18 protein-coding genes and 2 tRNA genes are annotated in these 18,657 nt (G+C 72.1%); 6 read left to right on the top strand and 14 right to left on the bottom strand.

The window, feature by feature from the left end; translation table 11 throughout:
* Positions 1–3: 3 nt before the first annotated feature.
* On the top strand, positions 4–1,080 hold the full coding sequence (selD, locus tag ACZCAH_RS09995) for a selenide, water dikinase SelD (protein WP_464340932.1): 1,077 nt from the start codon (positions 4–6) through the stop codon (positions 1,078–1,080).
* Positions 1,081–1,099: 19 nt separating this feature from the next.
* Here selD and nrfD read toward each other — a convergent pair whose 3' ends face one another.
* From nrfD to ACZCAH_RS09960, 7 genes are all read right to left on the bottom strand, one after another.
* On the bottom strand, positions 1,100–2,215 hold the full coding sequence (nrfD, locus tag ACZCAH_RS09990) for an NrfD/PsrC family molybdoenzyme membrane anchor subunit (protein WP_464340931.1): 1,116 nt from the start codon (positions 2,213–2,215) through the stop codon (positions 1,100–1,102).
* Positions 2,212–3,213 (bottom strand): 4Fe-4S dicluster domain-containing protein, encoded by a 1,002-nt coding sequence (locus tag ACZCAH_RS09985; RefSeq protein WP_464340930.1) that lies wholly within the window; start codon positions 3,211–3,213, stop codon positions 2,212–2,214. Before ACZCAH_RS09985 ends, nrfD begins: the two co-directional genes overlap by 4 nt.
* Complete coding sequence (gene fdnG / locus ACZCAH_RS09980; RefSeq protein ID WP_464340929.1) at positions 3,210–6,506, bottom strand: formate dehydrogenase-N subunit alpha; 3,297 nt, start codon at positions 6,504–6,506, stop codon at positions 3,210–3,212. The genes ACZCAH_RS09985 and fdnG overlap by 4 nt, the downstream gene beginning before the upstream one ends.
* Positions 6,507–6,568: 62 nt before the next feature.
* Complete coding sequence (locus ACZCAH_RS09975) at positions 6,569–6,943, bottom strand: chorismate mutase (RefSeq protein WP_329747289.1); 375 nt, start codon at positions 6,941–6,943, stop codon at positions 6,569–6,571.
* The gene (gene clpX, locus ACZCAH_RS09970) at positions 6,943–8,280 is read right to left on the bottom strand and encodes an ATP-dependent Clp protease ATP-binding subunit ClpX (protein WP_464340928.1); all 1,338 of its coding nucleotides are present in this window, start codon (positions 8,278–8,280) and stop codon (positions 6,943–6,945) included. The genes ACZCAH_RS09975 and clpX overlap by 1 nt, the downstream gene beginning before the upstream one ends.
* Positions 8,281–8,458: 178 nt before the next feature.
* Complete coding sequence (locus tag ACZCAH_RS09965; protein ID WP_329747320.1) at positions 8,459–9,085, bottom strand: ATP-dependent Clp protease proteolytic subunit; 627 nt, start codon at positions 9,083–9,085, stop codon at positions 8,459–8,461.
* Between the two features lie 130 nt (positions 9,086–9,215).
* Positions 9,216–9,848 carry an ATP-dependent Clp protease proteolytic subunit gene (locus tag ACZCAH_RS09960; protein WP_329747287.1) on the bottom strand — a complete coding sequence of 211 codons (633 nt, stop codon included), beginning with the start codon at positions 9,846–9,848 and terminating at the stop codon, positions 9,216–9,218.
* A gap of 363 nt (positions 9,849–10,211) precedes the next feature.
* On the opposite strand from ACZCAH_RS09960, the gene ACZCAH_RS09955 reads away from it, so the two are divergent.
* Positions 10,212–11,021 (top strand): C40 family peptidase, encoded by an 810-nt coding sequence (locus tag ACZCAH_RS09955; RefSeq protein WP_464340927.1) that lies wholly within the window; start codon positions 10,212–10,214, stop codon positions 11,019–11,021.
* 172 nt (positions 11,022–11,193) lie between these two features.
* Positions 11,194–11,796: a dihydrofolate reductase family protein gene (locus tag ACZCAH_RS09950; protein WP_464340926.1), complete on the top strand. Its 603-nt coding sequence runs from the start codon at positions 11,194–11,196 to the stop codon at positions 11,794–11,796.
* Positions 11,797–11,856: 60 nt separating this feature from the next.
* On the opposite strand, the gene tig is transcribed toward ACZCAH_RS09950, so the two are convergent.
* Both tig and ACZCAH_RS09940 read right to left on the bottom strand, forming a co-directional pair.
* Positions 11,857–13,206, bottom strand: a complete 1,350-nt coding sequence (gene tig / locus ACZCAH_RS09945) for a trigger factor (RefSeq protein WP_464340925.1) — start codon at positions 13,204–13,206, stop codon at positions 11,857–11,859.
* A gap of 86 nt (positions 13,207–13,292) precedes the next feature.
* Positions 13,293–13,366: transfer RNA gene (locus ACZCAH_RS09940), tRNA-Pro, on the bottom strand.
* A 138-nt stretch (positions 13,367–13,504) separates the two neighbouring features.
* Between ACZCAH_RS09940 and ACZCAH_RS09935 the strand changes: the two genes are divergently transcribed.
* Positions 13,505–13,578, top strand: a tRNA-Gly gene (locus ACZCAH_RS09935).
* A 110-nt stretch (positions 13,579–13,688) separates the two neighbouring features.
* Here the strand turns inward: ACZCAH_RS09935 and ACZCAH_RS09930 are convergent.
* Both ACZCAH_RS09930 and ACZCAH_RS09925 read right to left on the bottom strand, forming a co-directional pair.
* Positions 13,689–14,333, bottom strand: a complete 645-nt coding sequence (locus ACZCAH_RS09930) for a response regulator (RefSeq protein ID WP_464340924.1) — start codon at positions 14,331–14,333, stop codon at positions 13,689–13,691.
* The gene (locus tag ACZCAH_RS09925; protein ID WP_464340923.1) at positions 14,330–15,436 is read right to left on the bottom strand and encodes a sensor histidine kinase; all 1,107 of its coding nucleotides are present in this window, start codon (positions 15,434–15,436) and stop codon (positions 14,330–14,332) included. Before ACZCAH_RS09925 ends, ACZCAH_RS09930 begins: the two co-directional genes overlap by 4 nt.
* Before the next feature lie 120 nt (positions 15,437–15,556).
* Here ACZCAH_RS09925 and ACZCAH_RS09920 point away from each other — a divergent pair, with 120 nt between their 5' ends.
* On the top strand, positions 15,557–16,402 hold the full coding sequence (locus tag ACZCAH_RS09920) for an ABC transporter ATP-binding protein (protein WP_464340922.1): 846 nt from the start codon (positions 15,557–15,559) through the stop codon (positions 16,400–16,402).
* A complete protein-coding gene (locus ACZCAH_RS09915; RefSeq protein WP_464340921.1) occupies positions 16,399–17,193 on the top strand; it encodes an ABC transporter permease in 795 nt (264 codons plus the stop codon). The genes ACZCAH_RS09920 and ACZCAH_RS09915 overlap by 4 nt, the downstream gene beginning before the upstream one ends.
* Before the next feature lie 18 nt (positions 17,194–17,211).
* Here ACZCAH_RS09915 and ACZCAH_RS09910 read toward each other — a convergent pair whose 3' ends face one another.
* Genes ACZCAH_RS09910 through ACZCAH_RS09900 form a run of 3 tightly spaced genes read right to left on the bottom strand, consistent with a single transcriptional unit; the run spans position 17,212 to position 18,533 of the window.
* On the bottom strand, positions 17,212–17,667 hold the full coding sequence (locus tag ACZCAH_RS09910) for a hypothetical protein (protein ID WP_464340920.1): 456 nt from the start codon (positions 17,665–17,667) through the stop codon (positions 17,212–17,214).
* Between the two features lie 40 nt (positions 17,668–17,707).
* The gene (locus tag ACZCAH_RS09905) at positions 17,708–18,148 is read right to left on the bottom strand and encodes a VOC family protein (RefSeq protein ID WP_464340919.1); all 441 of its coding nucleotides are present in this window, start codon (positions 18,146–18,148) and stop codon (positions 17,708–17,710) included.
* 10 nt (positions 18,149–18,158) lie between these two features.
* A complete protein-coding gene (locus tag ACZCAH_RS09900; RefSeq protein WP_464340982.1) occupies positions 18,159–18,533 on the bottom strand; it encodes a helix-turn-helix transcriptional regulator in 375 nt (124 codons plus the stop codon).
* Positions 18,534–18,657: the final 124 nt, after the last annotated feature.

Raw genomic sequence — 18,657 nt, 5'->3', positions numbered from 1 at the left:
GGCATGGTTGCCGACGACCTCCCCCCGACCGCTCCCGACACCGCTCCGACAACGATCGGCGCACCTGCTCCTGTGGTCCCCGCGCTGCCGGGTCCCCGGCTCCGCCTGACCACCATGGCGCACGGCGGCGGCTGCGCCTCGAAGCTCCCGCCGGGCGAGCTCGAGGAGGTCGTCCGGGGCCTGACCGGGCAGCGGTACGACCAGGTGATCGTGGGGCTCGACGACGGCGACGACGCCGCCGCGGTGCGGATCGGCGGACCGGACGGGGACACCGCCGTGCTCTCCACCGCGGACTTCTTCACCCCCGTCGTCGACGACCCCTACGACTGGGGGCGGATCGCGGCCGCGAACGCGCTCAGCGACATCTACGCGATGGGCGGCGAGCCCGTGGTCGCGATCAACCTCGTCGGGTGGCCCCGCGGGGTGCTGCCCTACGAGCTGCTGCAGGAGGTGCTCGGAGGCGGTCTCGCGATCGCGCAGGAGGCCGGGGTCCCGGTCATCGGCGGCCACTCGGTGGACGATCCCGAGCCGAAGTACGGCATGGCCGTGACCGGCACCGCTCCGGCGGATCGCCTGCTGCGCAACGACGCCGCGGAGCCGGGCCTGCCGCTCACCCTGACCAAACCGCTCGGGGTGGGGCTGCTGAACAACCGTATGAAGACCACCGGCGAGGTCTCCACCGCAGCGATCGAGGTGATGACCACGCTGAACCGCGAGGCGTCCCGGGCGGCGCTGGCCGCCGGAGCCCGGGCAGCGACGGACGTGACGGGATTCGGGCTGCTCGGGCACCTGGCGAAGATGGCCCGGGCCTCCGGGGTCGGCGCCGTGATCGAGCGGGGCGCGGTGCCGCTCGTCGACGGGGCGGCGGAGGCGCTGCGGGACGGCTTCGTCTCCGGCGGGACGCGACGGAACCTCGACTGGGTGCGGCCCGCGATCGAGGCGGGTCCCGGGATCACCGAGGACGATCTGCTGCTGCTCGCCGATGCGCAGACCTCGGGCGGGCTGCTCGTGGTCGGCGAGGTGCCCGGTTACCCGGTGATCGGCGAGACGGTCGCGGGCTCCGGGATCCGGGTGCGCTGACCGAGCTCCCGCCGCCCGCTCAGCCGGCGGTGGTGATCGAGTCGACGGTGATGCCGGCGGCGCGGCGGGCCGCCAGGCGCGCCTTCTGCGGCTCGATCACGCGACGCGGGTCCTTTACGGACTCGAGGCCGGCGTGCAGCACGCCGAAGCGGGTCAGCGCCGAGGCGGTGAGCAGCGCGGCACCGCTCGCGACCGAGAGCGCGCGGCTGCGCCGCCCCAGCAGCGCCCCGATCCCGCCGACGACGGCGAGGCGCTCCGCCCAGACGAGCAGCTGCCCCGGGGCACCGGTCTCGAGCGGCTCCCGCTCGAGCGGGTGCATCGACTCCTTCATCCGGTGCATGCTCACCACGTCCCCCGCGACACCGGCGACCGCGAGCAGCCGCGCCGGTCCGGCCTCCTCCACCGGGGTGGTGACCATCGCGGCACCGCCCGCGGCGAGGCTCGCGGAGGAGGCGAAGAGGACCGGGAGGTGGCCGCGGCCGGCCTCCCAGGTGGGGACGACGGTGTTGCCGAGCAGCGCCCCGGTGTACGAGGCCAGCAGCGGGGCGAGGACCGCCTGGCCGACGGAGGCCGGGCCCTCGGCGGCATGCAGCAGCGGGCGCAGCGGGCCGAGCGGCAGCCGCTCCCCCGCCAGGCGGTCGACCTCGACCGCGCCGAGCACCCCGGAGAGCGAGCCGAACCCGCCCACCACCCAGGTCCCCAGGCTCATCGGGCTCGTGACCTTCACGGTCCGCATCATGTTCAGGAAGCGCTCCGGACGGCCGAGGTCCTCGATCAGCGCGACGGTGCCGAGCCCGATCGTACCCAGCGCCGTGAGCCGTGCCGTGCGGCGCAGCGTCGGCCTGCCCGTGGTCTGCGCGCCGAAGGCCAGCAGGGCGGAGCCGCCGGCGACCCCGCCGAGGAACAGGTACGCGGCGATCGGGGCCTTCCACGGCGGGGCCTTGACGACGGGCCGGCCGTAGTAGGAGTCGTACTCGCCGGACCGCTCGATCTCGACGTCCTCGACGACGGCGCCCTCGCGGGACCCGTCGCCCATCCCGACCTCGCCGAGACCGCGGCGCCGGCGGCGTCTCCCGCCGCCGCGGCGGCGGGGCTGCTCCGGCGGTCGGTCGGCGTCGAAGGCGGTGAGGCTCATCGGCGCGCCCCCAGGAAGGACAGCGCGACGGCCGCGACCATGCCCGCGGCCGCGAGACCGGTGCGGGCGTAGGTGCGGGCCAGGGACTTCGTGGGCACCTGCGGGTCCGGCGGGAGGCCGTAGACCTCGGGCTCGTCCAGCAGCAGGAACACCGAGCCGGTGCCGCCGACGCCGTCCCGCGGGTTCGCGCCGTACAGCCGAGCCTCGGTCATGCCCCGCTCGTGCAGATCGGCGACGCGCCGCCGGGCCTCGGCGGTGAGATCCGGGTGCTCGCCGAAGGTGATGGACTGCGTGGGGCAGGTCGCGGAGCAGGCGGGCTGCTCGCCGTCGACGAGCCGGTCGTAGCACAGCGTGCACTTGCTCGCGGTGTTGCGGCGCGGGTCCTCCTCCTCGCGCACGGCGAAGGGCGAGACGGTGCCGTCGTCGCGGCGCGCGATCACCCCGAAGGGGCAGGCGCTGACGCAGGTGCCGCAGCCGTTGCACACGTCCTGCTGGACCACCACGGAGCCGAACTCGGAGCGGAAGATCGCGCCGGTCGGGCACACGTCGAGGCATCCGGCGTTGGTGCAGTGCTTGCACACGTCCGAAGACATCAGCCAGCGGAACTCAGGGGTGTCCGGCGGGGTGCGGTCCGCCTGCGCGATGTCCCCGGCGGGCATGGCGCCGCGCGGTCCGGCGCTCCTCGGCCCGATCCCCGGCATGCCGAGGCTGACCAGCTTCCGCCCGGACTCGCGCGCCTCCTCGATCCGCTCCCGGCCCTGCTCGACGAAGGCCACGTGGCGCCAGGTGTTCGCGCCGAGCTCGCCGGTGTTGTCGTAGCTGGAGCCGAGGATCTCGAGGTTCCCGTCGATCGGGTTGCGGTTCCACTCCTTGCAGGCCACCTCGCAGGCCTTGCAGCCGATGCAGATCGAGGTGTCGGTGAAGAACCCCCGGCGCTCGTGATCGTGGCCCCAGCCGGCCTCCGCCGCGGGTCCCTCGGGTCCGGCGAGCAGGGTCATCGGTTCCTCATCTCCTTCATCGTCGGCTCCCCCGTGGGGACGGCGGTCGCCTCCACGGGACCGCGCACCTGATGCGCCGTCCCCTCGACGACCGGTCCCGCACCCGGCGCCCCCTCGGCTCCGTCGACCTGCGGGTGCAGCGCGGGGACCAGCCCGGCCCGCCGACGGTACTCCCGGACCAGCTCGGCCCGGCCGGCGCCGCGCGGCCGGCGACCGGGGAGGATCGTGCAGGCGTTGTTCTTGCTGTTCTGGATCTGGGTGTTGGCGTCGAGGTTCATGCCGATCAGGTCGTTCGCCCCGTCCCCGGTCACGATCGCCTCGCTGCCCTGCCCCCAGTGGAAGGGCAGGCCGATCTGATGGACGGTCCGCTCCCCCACGCGCAGCGGCGTCATCCGCTCGGTCACCAGCACCTTCGCCTCGATGGCATTGCGCGCCGAGATGATGGTGGCCCAGCCGTAGGGCTCGAGTCCGAGCTCCTCGGCGAGTTCCGGGGAGACCTCGCAGTACATCTCGGGCTGGAGCTCGGCGAGATAGGGCAGGAAGCGGCTCATGCCGCCCGCGGTGTGGTGCTCGGTGATCCGGTAGGTGGTGAACACGTACGGGTAGACCTCGCCGCTCGCCCCCATCGCGCCCGCCGAGCTGAGGTTGTCCTCGTCGCGGAAGGTGACGCGCGTGGGGTTGGACTGCTGCGCGTACAACGGATTGCGAATCATCGACTCGGGCGACTCGTAGTGCGTGGGCATCGGCCCGTCGACCATCCCGGTCGGGGCGAAGAGCCAGCCCTTCCCGTCGGACTGCATGATGAAGGCGTCGGTTCCCGCGAGGGCTGCGGCGCCGCCCTTGCTCGGGTCACCGGGATCGTCGGGTCGCTTGGTCGGCGGGAAGTCGGGGACGTCCTTGCCGGTCCACGTCCCGGCCTCCTCGTCCCACCAGACCCACTTCTTCCGCTCGCTCCAGGGCCGGCCGGCCGGATCGGCGGAGGCGCGGTTGTAGAGGATCCGACGGTTCGCGGGCCAGGCCCAGCCCCAGTCTGCCGCGGTCTCGTCCTGATCCTGTCCCGGGGTGCGCCGGCGTGCCCGGTTGACCCCGCCCGCCTGCACGCCGGCGTAGATCCAGCAGCCGCCCATGGTCGAACCGTCGGCCGCCATCTCCCCGAAGGAGGCGAGCGGCTGACCGGCCTTCTCCCCGGTCAGGTGGCGGCCGTTGATCTCGGCGAGGACCGCCTCCGCATCGGGCTCGCCGTGCTCGTCGACGGGATAGTCCCAGGTCAGATCCAGGATCGGTCGATCCCGCGGATCGGTCGAGTCGCGGAGCTTCTCGCGGATGCGGCAGCCCAGGTCATACATGAACTCGAGGTCGCTGCGCGCATCACCGGGCGGGTCCACGGCCTTGTCGCGCCACTGCACCAGGCGCTGGGTCTGCGTGAAGGAGCCGGCCTTCTCGGTGTGGTTCGCGGCCGGGAGGAAGAACATCTCGGTGCCGATCTGCTCCGGGGACAGCTCCCCCGACTCGATCTCCGGCCCGTCCTTCCAGAAGGTCGCGGACTCGATCATGTAGAAGTCCCGCACCACCATCCACTTGAGGTGGGTGAGCCCGAGGCGCTGCAGGCGGCCGTTGGCCGAGCCGACGGCGGGGTTCTGGCCGAAGAGGAAGTATCCGTCGACCCCGCCCTCGAGCATCCGCATCACCGTCTGGTACGTGCCGTGGGCACCGGTGAGCCGGGGCAGGTGGTGGAAGCCCCAGTCGTTCTCGGCGGTGGCGTGCTCCCCCCACCAGGCCTTCAGCAGGTTCACGGCGTAGACGTCCGCGTTCGCCCAGAAGCCCTTCTGTTCCTTCCTCCCCACGGAGCGGACGTACTCGGCGAAGTCGTCCTGGCCGGCCTTCGGCATCGGCAGGTAGCCGGGGAGGATGTGGTAGAGCGTCGGGATGTCGGTGGAGCCCTGGATGGTGGCGTGGCCGCGCAGGGCCATGATCCCGCCGCCCGGGCGGCCCATGTTCCCCATCAGCAGCTGCAGGATCGCGGAGGTGCGGATCATCTGCGCACCGCCCTGGTGCTGGGTCCAGCCGAGGGCGTACGCGAACATCGTCGTCTTCTCGCGGCCCGAGTTCTCCACGATCGAGCGCGCCAGGAACTCGAAGTCCTCCGGGGAGATGCCGCAGGTGTCCTGCACCCTCTGCGGCGTGTAGCGCGCGTAGTGGCGCTTCAGGATCTGGAAGACTGTGCGCGGGTGCTGCAGTGTCTCGTCGCGCTCGGGGAGTCCGCGGGCGATGCGGTCCGGATCCCCGGCGTACGCCCAGGTGGAGTCGTCATAGGTGCCGGTCTCCGGGTCGTAGCCGGAGAAGAGGCCGCCGAGGTCCTCGGGATCGCCGTACTCCTCGGAGATCAGCGTCGAGGCGTTGGTGTAGGCCCGCACGTACTCGTCGAAGAACAGCTCGTTCTCGAGCACGTGCCGGATCACGCCGCCGAGCAGCACGATGTCGGTGCCGCTGCGGATCGGGATGTGCCGGTCCGCGTTCGCCGAGGTGCGGGTGAAGCGCGGATCGATGTGGATCACGCGCGCGCCGCGCTTCTTCGCCTCGATCACCCACTGGAAGGCGACGGGGTGGGCCTCGGCCATGTTCGAGCCCTCGATGACGATCAGGTCAGCGTTGGCGAAGTCCTGCACCGTGTTCGTGGCTCCGCCACGACCGAACGAGGCTCCCAGACTGGGAACCGTGGCGGAGTGTCATATGCGGGCCTGGTTCTCCATCTGGATGGCGCCTGCGGCGGTGAAGAACTTCTTGATCAGATAGTTCTCCTCGTTGTCGATGGTCGCGCCGCCGAGGCTCGCGATCCCCATCGTGCGCCGCAGGGGGTGGCCCTTCGCGTCGACGTCCTCCCAGTGCTTTCGGCGCGCCTCGAGGAAGCGGTCCGCGATCATGTCCATCGCGGTGTCGAGGTCGAGCTCTTCCCACTCGGTCCCGTACGGCCGGCGGTAGCGGACCGTGGTCTGGCGGAGGGAGGAGTTGGCGAGCTGCTCGCTCGCGGCCCCCTTGGGGCAGAGCCGACCGCGGGAGATCGGGGAGTCCGGGTTGCCCTCGATGCTGAGGACGCGTCCGTCCTGGTGGTGGACGCGCTGGCTGCAGCCGACGGCGCAGTAGGGGCAGACGCTGTCGACGACGCCGTCCGCGGCGGCGGTGCGCGGCGCGATGCTGCGGGTCCGCGCGGAGGTGACGGCGGTGCCACGACCGGTCGGATCCGCTCCGCGAAGCTGCCGGATCACCGGCCAGTCGAGGAACGTGGTGCGAGCCATGGCGCCGACCCTACCAGCGCGCACGCCGCGCGGCGGGGACTCCTGGCAGGTTCCCCTGCTGGTCAGGAGGCGGCGGGGTCCGACGGGCCGGGCTGCTCCGGCGAGGAGGGGTGCTCCTCGCGCAGCCGCTCGTGATGGCGGATCACCTCGGTCACGATGAAGCGCAGGAAGGCCTCGGCGAAGACGGGGTCCAGGCCCGCCTCGTCGGCGAGGGAGCGCAGACGCTGGATCTGCTGCTGCTCGCGGTCCGGATCCGCCGGGGGCAGGCCGTGGGCCGCCTTGAGCACCCCCACCCGCTGGGTGTGGGCGAAGCGCTCGGCGAGGAGGTGCACGAGGGCGGCGTCGATGTTGTCGATGCTGCGGCGCTCCCCGAGGAGCAGCTCGCGGGCGCGTTCGACGTCGTCGGGCACGAGCGGGGCGGGACGGTCTGCGCTCATCAGGCCGAGCGATCCTGGCGCTCGCGGCCGGCGCGCTCGCCGTCCTTCGCGGTGACCATGAGAGGCGCGCGGCCCTCGGTGACCACCCCGGCGGTGATCACGACCTTCGCGACGTCGTCCCGCGAGGGCACCTCGAACATCACCGGCTGCAGCGCCTCCTCGAGGATCGCGCGCAGCCCGCGCGCCCCGGTCTCGCGGGCGATCGCCCTGTCCGCGATGGCCTCGAGCGCCGACTGCTCGAAGTCGAGCTCGACACCGTCCAGCGCGAACATCTTCTGGTACTGCTTCACCAGGGCGTTCCGCGGCTCGGTCAGGATCGAGATGAGGGCCGGCCGGTCCAGGTTCGTCACGCTCGTGATCACCGGCAGGCGGCCGATGAACTCGGGGATGAGCCCGAACTTCAGCAGGTCCTCCGGCAGCAGCTTGGAGTAGATCTGCTCCTGCTCGAGGGGGGTGTGCAGCTCCGCGCCGAAGCCGATGCCGCGCTTGCCGATCCGCGAACCGATGATGTCCTCGATACCGGCGAAGGCGCCCGCGACGATGAACAGCACGTTCGTGGTGTCGATCTGGATGAATTCCTGGTGGGGGTGCTTGCGCCCGCCCTGCGGAGGCACCGCGGCGACCGTCCCCTCGAGGATCTTCAGCAGCGCCTGCTGCACGCCCTCGCCCGAGACGTCGCGGGTGATCGAGGGGTTCTCGGCCTTGCGCCCGATCTTGTCGACCTCGTCGATGTAGATGATGCCGCGCTCGGCCTTCTTGACGTCGTAGTCCGCGGCCTGCAGCAGCTTCAGCAGGATGTTCTCGACGTCCTCGCCGACATAGCCCGCCTCGGTCAGCGCGGTCGCGTCCGCCATGGCGAAGGGGACGTCGAGCATGCGCGCGAGGGTCTGGGCGAGATAGGTCTTGCCGCAGCCGGTGGGCCCGACGAGCATCACGTTGGACTTCGCGACCTCGACCGGGTCCTCGTGGCTCCCGGCCTCCTCGGCCAGGGCCGCCGCCGCGGTCTTGCCGCCGTGCGCACCGGCCTCGGCGTCCTGGGCGCGCAGACGCTTGTAGTGGTTGTAGACGGCGACCGAGAGGGCGCGCTTGGCGGGCTCCTGGCCCACCACGTACTCCTCGAGGAAGTCGAAGATCTCGCGGGGGGCGGGCAGCGGCGCCTGCTCCTCGGCGACGGGCTGCGCCGCCTGGATCTCCTCCGCGATGATCTCGTTGCACAGCTCGATGCACTCTTCGCAGATGAACACCCCGGGACCCGAGATCAGGCGCTCCACCTGCTTCTGCGACTTGCCGCAGAAGGAGCACTTGAAGACGTCCGTCCCCTCGCTCGTGCGGGCCATCTGCGTGTCCTCTCGTCAGGTGGTCGGGAGTCTCCGGGGCCGATGCCCGGCAGGGCGGTCCTCGCGGTGGAGGACCTCGTCCACGGTACCGTGCGGGGCCCCGCGGATGCGGGAGGCCGCGCCCGGGGACGGAGGCGTGCCGGACGGGGCGGGGGCCACGACCCCCGCCCCGTCGGACTCAGCGCGCGACCTGGGCGCGGGGCTCCTTGCGGGAGGTCAGCACCTGGTCGACCAGGCCGTACTCGAGAGCGCTCTGGGCGGTGAGGATCTTGTCGCGCTCGATGTCCTTGCTCACCTGCTCGGCAGTGCGGCCGGAGTGGTGGGCGAGGGTCTGCTCGAGCCACTCGCGCATGCGCATGATCTCGTTGGCCTGGATCTCCAGGTCGGAGGCCTGGCCGCCGCCCTGACCGCCCATGGCGGGCTGGTGGATGAGGATGCGGGCGTTCGGGAGGGCGAGGCGCTTGCCCGGGGAGCCCGCGGCCAGCAGCACGGCGGCGGCGGAGGCCGCCTGGCCCAGGCACACGGTAGTGATGTCGGGCTTGATGTACTGCATCGTGTCGTAGATCGCGGTCAGCGCGGTGAAGGATCCGCCGGGGCTGTTGATGTACAGCGTGATGTCGCGGTCCGGGTCCTGGGACTCGAGCACGAGCAGCTGCGCCATCACGTCGTCGGCGGAGGCGTCGTCCACCTGCACTCCGAGGAAGATGATGCGGTCCTCGAAGAGCTTGGTGTACGGGTCCTGGCGCTTGAAGCCGTAGGCGGTGCGCTCCTCGTACTGCGGGAGCACGTAGCGGCTGGTGGGCATCGGGGCTGTGCCCGCACCGACCTGCGCGGTCGGGACGGACGGCAGCGAGCCGTAGAAACGGGGGTCGAAGGTCACGAGGTCTCCTGGCGTGGGGTGGTGTCGGCGGGTGACGGGGCGGGCGGGAGGACGGTCAGTCGTCGGTGCCGCCGCCGCCGGTGACGTCGCCCGAGCCGCTGACGATCTTGTCGATGAAGCCGTACTCGAGGGCCTCGGCGGCCGTGAACCAGTGGTCGCGGTCGGAGTCGGCGTGGATCTGCTCGACGCTCTTGCCCGTCTGCTCGGCGATCAGCTCGGCGAGCTGCTGCTTCATGGAGAGGATGAGGTCGGCCTGGATCTTGATGTCGGTGGCGGTGCCGCCGAGGCCGCCGAGCGGCTGGTGCATGAGGACCCGGGTGTGCGGGGTCGCGTAGCGCTTGCCCTTGGTCCCGGACGACAGCAGGAACTGCCCCATCGAGGCCGCCATGCCCATGCCGACCGTCACCACGTCGGGCTTGACGAACTGCATGGTGTCGTAGATGGCCATGCCCGCGGTGATGGAGCCGCCGGGGCTGTTGATGTAGAGGTAGATGTCCTTGTCGGGATCCTCCGCGGCGAGCAGCAGCAGCTTCGAGCAGATGGCGTTCGCGTTCTCGTCGCGCACCTCGGAGCCGAGCCACACGATGCGCTCGCGCAGCAGGCGCTGGTAGACGTTGTCGTCAAGCCCCATGGGGGTGTCCCCCATGGCGCCGCGCGGCGCGGAGGTCCTGGTGTTCTGAGAGGTCACGGTGTCTCCTTCAGGGCGGGATGGACGATGGCTCGACTCTAGGCGGTGCGCAGGGCGCCTCGGGGGGCTGTTCGCCGCAGGCGCACTGGCCGACGGCGCGAGGGCACCCCGTCCGCCGCTGTGTCCGACGGTTCGCCGGATCGTCAAGCCGTCCCTCCGTCGGGTCACGTCTGGTCGACCTGACGCAAAGAACCCGTCAAGTCCCCTGCCCGGCTCCCCCAAAGCCCTTCGGTCGGGCGCGCACCGGCCCCTACGGTGAATCCATCACCCACGGTGACGCACTCACCCCGACAGCGGTGGTCGCACGATCCAGCACGACAGCCCCGGTCGACGTGACCGGCCCGGAAGGAACGAACCGCACTCATGGCCAAGCACAACACCCACCGGACCCCCGGTCTCGCCCGTACCCCGATCGCCGGCGCCCGCAAGGCTGCCTATGGCGTCGGCGGTGCCGCGATCCTCGGTTCCGTCCTCGTCGGCACCGCCTTCACCGGAGGCGCCGCCCAGGCCGCCCCGGCGGCTCCCGCCGCTCCCGCGCAGTCCGCCCCCGCCGCCCAGACCGCGGCCCCCTCCGCCGCCCTCGATTCGACCGAGAAGCTCCGCTGGGGCTCGCGCGGCGACAACGTCGAGGACCTGCAGAAGGCGCTCAACGACAACGGCGCCTCCCTCGAGGTCGACGGCGTCTTCGGCAAGCGCACCCACGCGGCCGTCAAGGACTACCAGGCCGCGAACGACCTGCAGGTCGACGGCGTGGTCGGCCCCCAGACCCGTGGCGCGCTCAACGGCGGCTCGTCGGCTCCCGTCGGCGGCTCCGCCTCCGCGTCCTCCTCCGAGGGCTCCTCCTCCTCGAGCAGCATCGTCAACGCGGCCCGCTCGGCCGTCGGCACCCCCTACTCCTGGGGCGGCTCCAGCCTCAGCGGCATGGACTGCTCCGGCCTGGTGAACTTCGCCTACGAGGCCGCGGGCATCGACCTGCCCCGCTCCTCCGGCGCGATCGCCGACGGCGGCCGCACCATCTCGCAGTCCGAGGCGCGTCCCGGCGACATCGTCGCCTGGCCCGGCCACGTCGCGATCTACGCCGGCAACGGCCAGGTCATCGACGCCTCCGGCTCGAAGCAGCGCGTGGTCGAGCGCTCGATCTGGGGCAACCCGACCTTCGTCAGCTACCGCTGATCCCTCCGGCTCCGCCGGCTACGGGCCCGATCCCCTCGAGGGGATCGGGCTCGTCCCGCATCCCGGGCGGATTCCTTGACCTCCTCACGACCGCGGGAGCAGGCTGAAGGACACGAGGGTCCGCCACCCCGCCACCGCGGGTCCGGCCATCCCGAGCGCACCAGGAGCAGACATGGGCGAGGTCGCCTACGGCTTCACTGCCTCGCTCGACGGGTTCATCGCGGGCCCCGGCCACGACATGAGCTTCCTCTCCGACACTCCCGCGGCGCCCGGCGGGGCCGAGAGTGCGGCCGAGGGGCAGGCGGCCGACGAGGCGGAGCTCGCCGGACTCGCGGCGGCCGTCGGCGTGATCATCTCCGGACGGCGCGGCTACGACGCGGCCCGCGAGCAGGCGGGCGAGCGGGACGAGCTGACGGCGGAGGCCTACGGCGGGGCCTGGTCCGGCACGGAGATCATCCTGACCCACCGCCCCGAGGAGCTCGCCGCGGATCCTTCGGTGATCGCCCTCGACCTGGATGTCCGCGAGGCGATCGCTCGGGCCCGGGAGCTCGCCGGCCCCCTCGACGTCCAGATCATCAGCGCCGACATCGCCCGGCAGGCCCTCGAGCACGATCTCGTCGACGAGCTGCAGGTATGGACCGTGCCGATCTTCCTGGGCGACGGGGTGCGGATCTTCGACGTGCCGGGCGGCCGACGGGTGCGCTGGGACGCGGCCGGCACGATCGGCACCGATCTCGAGACCTGCGGGCGCCTCTACCGGCCGCGCCGCCGCTGAGCGGCACGATCCCGATTCTCAGCGACCCTGCCCTGCCCTAGGCAGACGGACGGGGAGGACTCACTTCTCGGAGTCGGCGGCCTCGTCGGCCTCGGCCGGGGCCTCGTCCTCGACGGACTCCTCGGCGGCGTCCTCCTCGTCGGCCTCGAGGCCGAGGTCGAGCACATCGCCGGAGGCGTTCTTGACGGTCACCTCGCGCAGCGCGACGTCGAGGGCCTTGGAACGCTGCACCTCGCCGAAGATCTGCTCGAGCTGACCGGACTGGGCGAGCATCTGCAGCAGCTGGTTCGGCTCGATGCCGTACTGCTGGGAGAGCTGACCCATGTAGTTCATCAGGTCGTTCTGGCCGACCTGCACCTCGCGGGTGGCGTTGAGCTCGTCGAGCAGGAACTGGGCGCGGATCGCCTTGACGGTGTCCTCGCGGATCTCCTCGCCGTGCGGGTCGCCCGCCTCCTTGCCCTCGTTCTGCAAATGGGTGAGGACCTCGTCCTCGACCAGCTGCTCGGGCACCGGGATCTCGAGCTCCTCGAGGAGCTTCTCGAGGAGGGCGTTGCGGGCCAGGGCCACGCGGTTGCCCGCGGCGTCGGCCTCGGCCTGGGTCTTCAGGTCTTCCTTGAGCTCGTCGATGGTGTCGAACTCGGAGGCCATCTCGGCGAACTCGTCGTCGGCCTCGGGCAGCTCGCGCACCTTGACGGACTGGGCGGTGACCTTGATGGTCGCCTCCTCGCCCGCGCGCTCGCCACCGGCGAGCGTCGAGGTGAAGGTGGTGTCCTCGCCGGCCGAGAGGCCGATGAGCGCCTCGTCGAGGCCCTCGAGCATGTTGCCCTCGCCGATCTGGTAGGAGACGCCCTCGACGGTCTCGATCTCCTCGTCGTCGATGGTCGCGACCATGTCGAGGGAGACGAAGTCGCGATCCTCGGCGGGGCGGTCCACGCCCACAAGGGTGCCGAAGCGCTCGCGCAGCTCGGTCAGGCGCACCTCGACGGCGTCGTCGTCGACCGCGGGCTCCTCGATCTCGACCTCGAGGGTCGACAGATCGGGCAGCTCGATCTCGGGGCGGACGTCCTGCTCGACGGTGAAGATCAGGCTGCCGGTCTCGGTGCCGTCCAGGCCCGGGACCTCGTTGACCTCGACCTCGGGGCGGCCGACGGGCTTGAGCTCGGCCTCGGCGGCGGCCTGCTGGTAGAAGTCCGGGAGGGCGTCGTTGACGGCCTCCTGCATGATCGCGGGGCGGCCGAAGCGCTGCTCGACGAGCGTGGAGGGGACCTTGCCCTTGCGGAAGCCGGGGATCTGCACCTGGTCGGCGATCTTGGCGGTGGCGGCCTCGACGGCGGGCTTCAGCTCGTCGAAGGGCACCTCGACGGTGAGCTTCACCCGGGTGGGGCTGAGCTTCTCGGACTCGGTCTTCACTGGTCAGGTCTCCCTGTGGATCGTGGATCGGTGGACTGCTGTCACGGATGCCCGGGGCTCGCGCGCGGTGGCGACCGGCAGCGGAGTCGGGGTGACAGGATTTGAACCTGCGACTTCCCGCTCCCAAAGCGGGTGCTCTACCAAGCTGAGCTACACCCCGGAGGGCAACCCAGGGAAGCCTACCCGTTCGCCCGCCCTCCCATCGGATGCGTTCGACGCCCCTGTGAGGAGATGCATGTCGCGCGGCGCACAGCGAAGGTGCTCCCGGGCCGCTGATCTGGTTCAATGGTCCGGTCATGCGGGCGTAGCTCAATGGTAGAGCCTCAGTCTTCCAAACTGATTACGCGGGTTCGATTCCCGTCGCCCGCTCCACATCACGGGCCGCGGCCTCCCCGCTCGGGGAGACGCGGCCCGTCCTCGTCCGGCACTCCTCACCCCCCGCGGCCCACCCCCGCGGCGCCCCCGCAGCAGGCAGCGCCGGCTCACCCCAGCAGTCCCTCGCGCAGCGCCCGCAGCACGGCGCTGGTGCGGTCGCGGGACCCGGTCTTCTGCAGGATCACCGAGAGATGGTTCTTCACGGTGCCCTCGGCCAGGTGCAGCACCTCGGCGATCTCCCGGTTGCTGCAACCCTCCGCCACGAGCCTCAGCACCTCGGTCTCCCGCGCGGTCAGCATCTGCAGCGGCGACTTCTCCGCCTCCCGCTCCGCCGCGCCGTCGCGCAGCGCGCGCAGCAGCGAGTCCGTGATCGAGGGCGACATGAGGGTGCCGCCGCCCGCGAGGATGCCGACAGCACGGGCCAGCTGCTCGATCGTGACGTCCTTGAGCAGGTAGCCGCGCGCCCCCGCTCGCAGCGCCCGCAGCACCAGGTGGTCGTCGTCGAAGGTGGTCAGCACCAGCACCGGGACCTCGCTGCCCTGCTCGCGCAGCCGCTCGAGCGCCCAGATGCCGTCCCGGCGCGGCATCCGCAGGTCCATCAGGGCCACGTCGGGCACGTGCTCCCGGATCACGGCGAGCGCCTCCGCGCCGTCCTCGGCCTCGGCGACCACCTCGATCCCCGCGAGCTCCAGCAGAGTGCGGATCCCCTCGCGCACGAGGGCCTGGTCGTCCACCACGATCACCCGCGTCACGAGCCCACCAGCCGTCCCCGCACCGCGAACCCGGGCCCCGGATCGACCGTGAGCTCCCCGCCGAGCTGCTCGAACCGCTCCCGCAGCCCGCGCAGCCCGTTCCCGAGCGCCAGTTCCTCCGCCCCGGCCCCGTCGTCGCGTGCGCTCAGCTCCACCTCGCCCTGGCGAGCGCTCACCTCGATCCGCAGCCGGGTCGCGTCGGCGTGACGGAGCGTGTTGGTGACCGCCTCCTGGGCGAGCCGGATCAGCGCGATCTGCTCGACCTCGCCGAGGTTCAGCGGCTCCCCCGGATCCGTCACGATCTCGACCTCGAGCCCGGGCAGCCCCTCGACCATGCCGCGCAGCGCGGCGCCGAGATCCGCGGGCCGCTCCCGCATCTCCCCCACCGTCGCCCGCACGTCGCCCAGCAGCTCCCGGGCGACCCGGTCGGCGCGCTCGACCTGGCGGCGGGACTCCTCCCCCTCGAGGTGGCGGGCGGCCTCGAGGCTGAGGGTGAGGACGGTGAGCTGGTGGCCGATGAGATCGTGCAGCTCGCGGGAGATGCGCAGCCGCTCCGCGGTGCGCGCCGACTCCGCCAGCAGGACGCCCGCCGCGCGCAGCTCGACGTGAGCGCGGGCGAGCTCCGTGCGCATCTGCACCTCCCGCAGCAGGGTGGCGGTGCTGAAGGCGCTCGCGACCTGGATCAGCAGGTAGAAGCCGGACAGGAGCACCGACTCGATCAGGTCGCCGTGGGCGAGCTGGACGGAGGTCGTGACCACCGCCGTGTTCAGCAGGATGATCCCGGCGGTGGCCGGCGCCGGGACGACGTACACGCTCGCGGCGGCGGTCAGCACGACGAGCACCTGGATCAGCCCGCCGCCGGATGTCGAGAGGATCAGGCCCCAGGAGCACAGCACCGCGACGCCGAGGGCGGTGCGCTCCCACCGCGGCCGGCCGACGACGCCCATCGCGCCGAAGCCCAGCAGGTAGGCCACCAGCAGCAGGAACCACACCGGGCGCGGCAGCGCGGAGTCGATCATGCCCAGCAGCGCAGGCAGGGAGACGCCGACGGCGACCACGAGCATCACCGCCCCGGCCCAGCCCTCCGTCCTCAACCACGGCATGACCTCAGCGTAGGGCCGCGCTCCGGTCCCCGCCCGTGCCGATGGTCATGGTCCGGCGGCTTGGAGCCGGTGACCGGCGGCACGCGCGCCGACCGGCCGCCGCTCCCTAGCGTCGGGGGCATGATCACCGAGGAACGGCATGACGAGCGCGACGGGGACGGCACCGATGACACCGGACGCACGGACGGCACAGACGGCACGGACGGCACAGGCGGCAGGGGGGATCCGCGTGAGATCGCCGTGCGCGTCGCCGGGCTGCGCAGGAGCTACCGGGGGCGCGCCGCCGTGGACGGGCTCGATCTGAAGGTGCGGCAGGGAGAGACCCTCGGCATCCTCGGGGCGAACGGTGCGGGCAAGACCACCACGGTCGAGCTGGTCGCGGGGCTGCGGCGCCCAGACGCGGGACGGATCTCGGTGCTGGGCCTGGACCCGGTGCGCGATCGGCGTGCGCTGCGGCAGGTGCTCGGGGTGCAGCTCCAGGAGAGCTACCTCCACGGCGCCCTCACGGTGGACGAGCTGCTCCGCCTCTACGGCAGCTTCTATTCCGCGCCGCGCCCGCGCGAGGAGCTGCTCGAGTTCGTGGAGCTGCGGGACCAGGCCGGGACCCGCTTCGAGCACCTCTCCGGCGGCCAGCAGCAGCGGGTCTCGGTGGCGCTGGCGATGATCGGTCGGCCGCGCGTGCTGATCCTCGACGAGCTGACCACGGGCCTGGACCCTTCCGCGCGGCGCCGCATGTGGAGCACCCTCGAGACGATGCATGCGGAGGGGGTGACGATCCTCCTGGTGAGCCATGCGATGGACGAGGTGGAGCACCTGTGCGACCGGATCGTGCTGCTCGCGGCCGGTCGGGTGCGCGCCGCCGGCACCCCTGCGGAGGTCATCGGCGCCGCGGGGGTGGCGACCCTCGAGGACGCCTTCCTCGCCCTGACCGGCGACGCGCCCCGAGCCCAGGAGGCCTCGCGATGAGTACTCTCTCCCCCGCCCCCGAGCCCCGAGCATCCCTCGACGCGCGCGGCCCCGGGCTGCGGGCGCTCGCGATGACGGTCCGCGCCGAGGGGAGGATGGTCCTCCGCGACACCGCAGGACTGGTCACCCCGCTCGCGCTGCCGCTGCTGATCCTGCTCACGACCGCCTCGGGGGCGAGCCGACAGGAGGTCGTCGCCGGCCACACGGTCCTGGACCTGTACGTGCTCCCGCTCGTGCTGGTGATGGTGCTCGCCTTCGTGGGCGTGCTGAACATGCCGAGCTTCCTCACGTACTACCGCAGATCCGGGATCCTCCGCCGCCTCGCGGTGACCCCGGCCTCCCCCGTGCTGGTGCTGCTCGCCCAGGCGATCGTCTCGGCGGTGCAGGCGACGCTCGGAATCCTCATCGCGGGCGCCGTGGCGGTCCTCGCCTTCGGTGCGAACGCACCGCTGCACCCCGGGGCGGCGCTCGGCGCCCTCGCCCTCACGGCCGCCGCGATGTACGCGACGGGGATGATCATCGCCGCCGTCGCCCCGTCCCCGAGCGCAGGGACCGCGATCGGCCTGCTCGGCTTCCTGGGCCTCGGCGCGCTGGGCGGCATGTTCGGCGGCCGCGACGCGCTGCCGGATCCGCTGGCGGAGATCGGGGCGCTGCTCCCCTTCGGCGCCGGGGTGGAGGCGCTCGCCGCGGCCTGGGCGGGCCAGCCGCTACCGGGCGGGTCGCTGCTGGCGCTCGCCGGGGCCGTGGTCGTGGGGACCGTCGTGGCCGGGGCGCTGTTCCGCTGGGACTGAAGGCGGGCCCGCCGTCCTTCAGGAGCCAACGGCGTGCGCGACCAGCTCCGCGATCCGCTCCGCGGCGGCGTCGTCCACCGCCGTGACGGCGAAGGCGGTCGGCCACATGCTGCCCTCGTCGAGGCGCGCGGCGGCGTTGAAGCCGAAGCTCGAGTAGCGCTCGTCGAACTTCGAGGAGGGGGTGAAGAAGCACACCACCTCGCCGTCGAGCGCCCAGGCCGGCATCCCGTACCAGGTGCGGGGGTCGAGCTCCGGGGCGACGAGGCCGACGATCTCGTGGACGCGCTGCGCGTCGCGACGGTCGCCCTCGGGCAGTGCGGCGATCAGCTCCTCGAGCTTCGCGCGGTCGCTCTCGCGCTTCTTCGCGCCGCGGCCCTGTGCCTTCTCCGTGCGGATCTCTTCCGCGCGGGCGCGCATCGCCTCCTTCTCGGCGTCGCTGAAGGTTCCTGCGGTGTCGGGGGTGGTGCGGCTCATGGCGCTCCTTCGAGGTGGGGTCGTGGGGGGATGCTCGGGGTCAGGCGGCCTGCTGGATGCGGAGCAGATTCCCCGCGGGATCGCGGACGGCGCAGTCGCGGATCCCGTAGTCCTGGTCCACGGGCTCCTGGACGATCTCGGCGCCCGCGGCCTCGAGCGCGGCGAAGGTCGCGTCGAGGTCGGCGGCGGCGAGGTTCGCGCCGAAGTAGGCCCCCTTGGCGATGATCGACCGCAGGGTCGCCAGCTCCTCGGCGGTGATCCCGTTCCCCTCCAGGAGGGGATGGAGCACGAAAGCGGTGTCGGGCTGGCCGGCGGGCCCCACGGTGATCCACCGCATCGGGCCGCCGCCGACGTCGAGCCGCACCTCGAATCCGAGCACGTCGCGGTAGAAGGCGAGGGAGGCCTCGGGATCGGTGTGGGGCAGGAAACTGGAATGGATGCTGAGGCCGGAGCCGGACGCTGTGGTCTGGGGAGTGGTCATGGGCAGAACGCTACGAGGAGCCCGCGCCGGGCGCTTCTCGATTCCTGACCGGTCTACCGACCTGGCGAGCGATGCACGGCGGCATCCCGTCGAGCACCCTGGCGCCGTCGCGGCGATAGGTGCTCGGCGGCACGCCGACGAGTTCCTTGAAGCGGGTGCTGAAGGTGCCGAGCGAGGAGAAGCCGACCTCGAGGCAGATGTCGGTGACGCTGCGATCGGTGCTGCGCAGCAGGCTCATCGCCCGTTCGATGCGGCGGGTCATGAGATAGGAGTAGGGCGATTCCCCGTACTCCTCGCGGAAGCGTCGGCTGAGGTGGCCGGCGGAGAGATGCACTCCGGCGGCGAGCGATTCGACGTCCAGAGGTCGATGGTGCTCGCGGTCCATCCGGTCGCGCACCCGGCGCAGCAGCACGAGGTCGGAGGGCACCGCGGCAGGGAGAGCCGGTCGTGCCCGCACCCGCAGCACGGCGGTGCTGCCGTCCTCGCCGAGCAGATGGTCGACCGCGCCG

It is taken from the genome of Brachybacterium sp. B718/18 (genome assembly GCF_055454375.1).
This window is presented reverse-complemented; position numbering and strand designations above follow the sequence as displayed.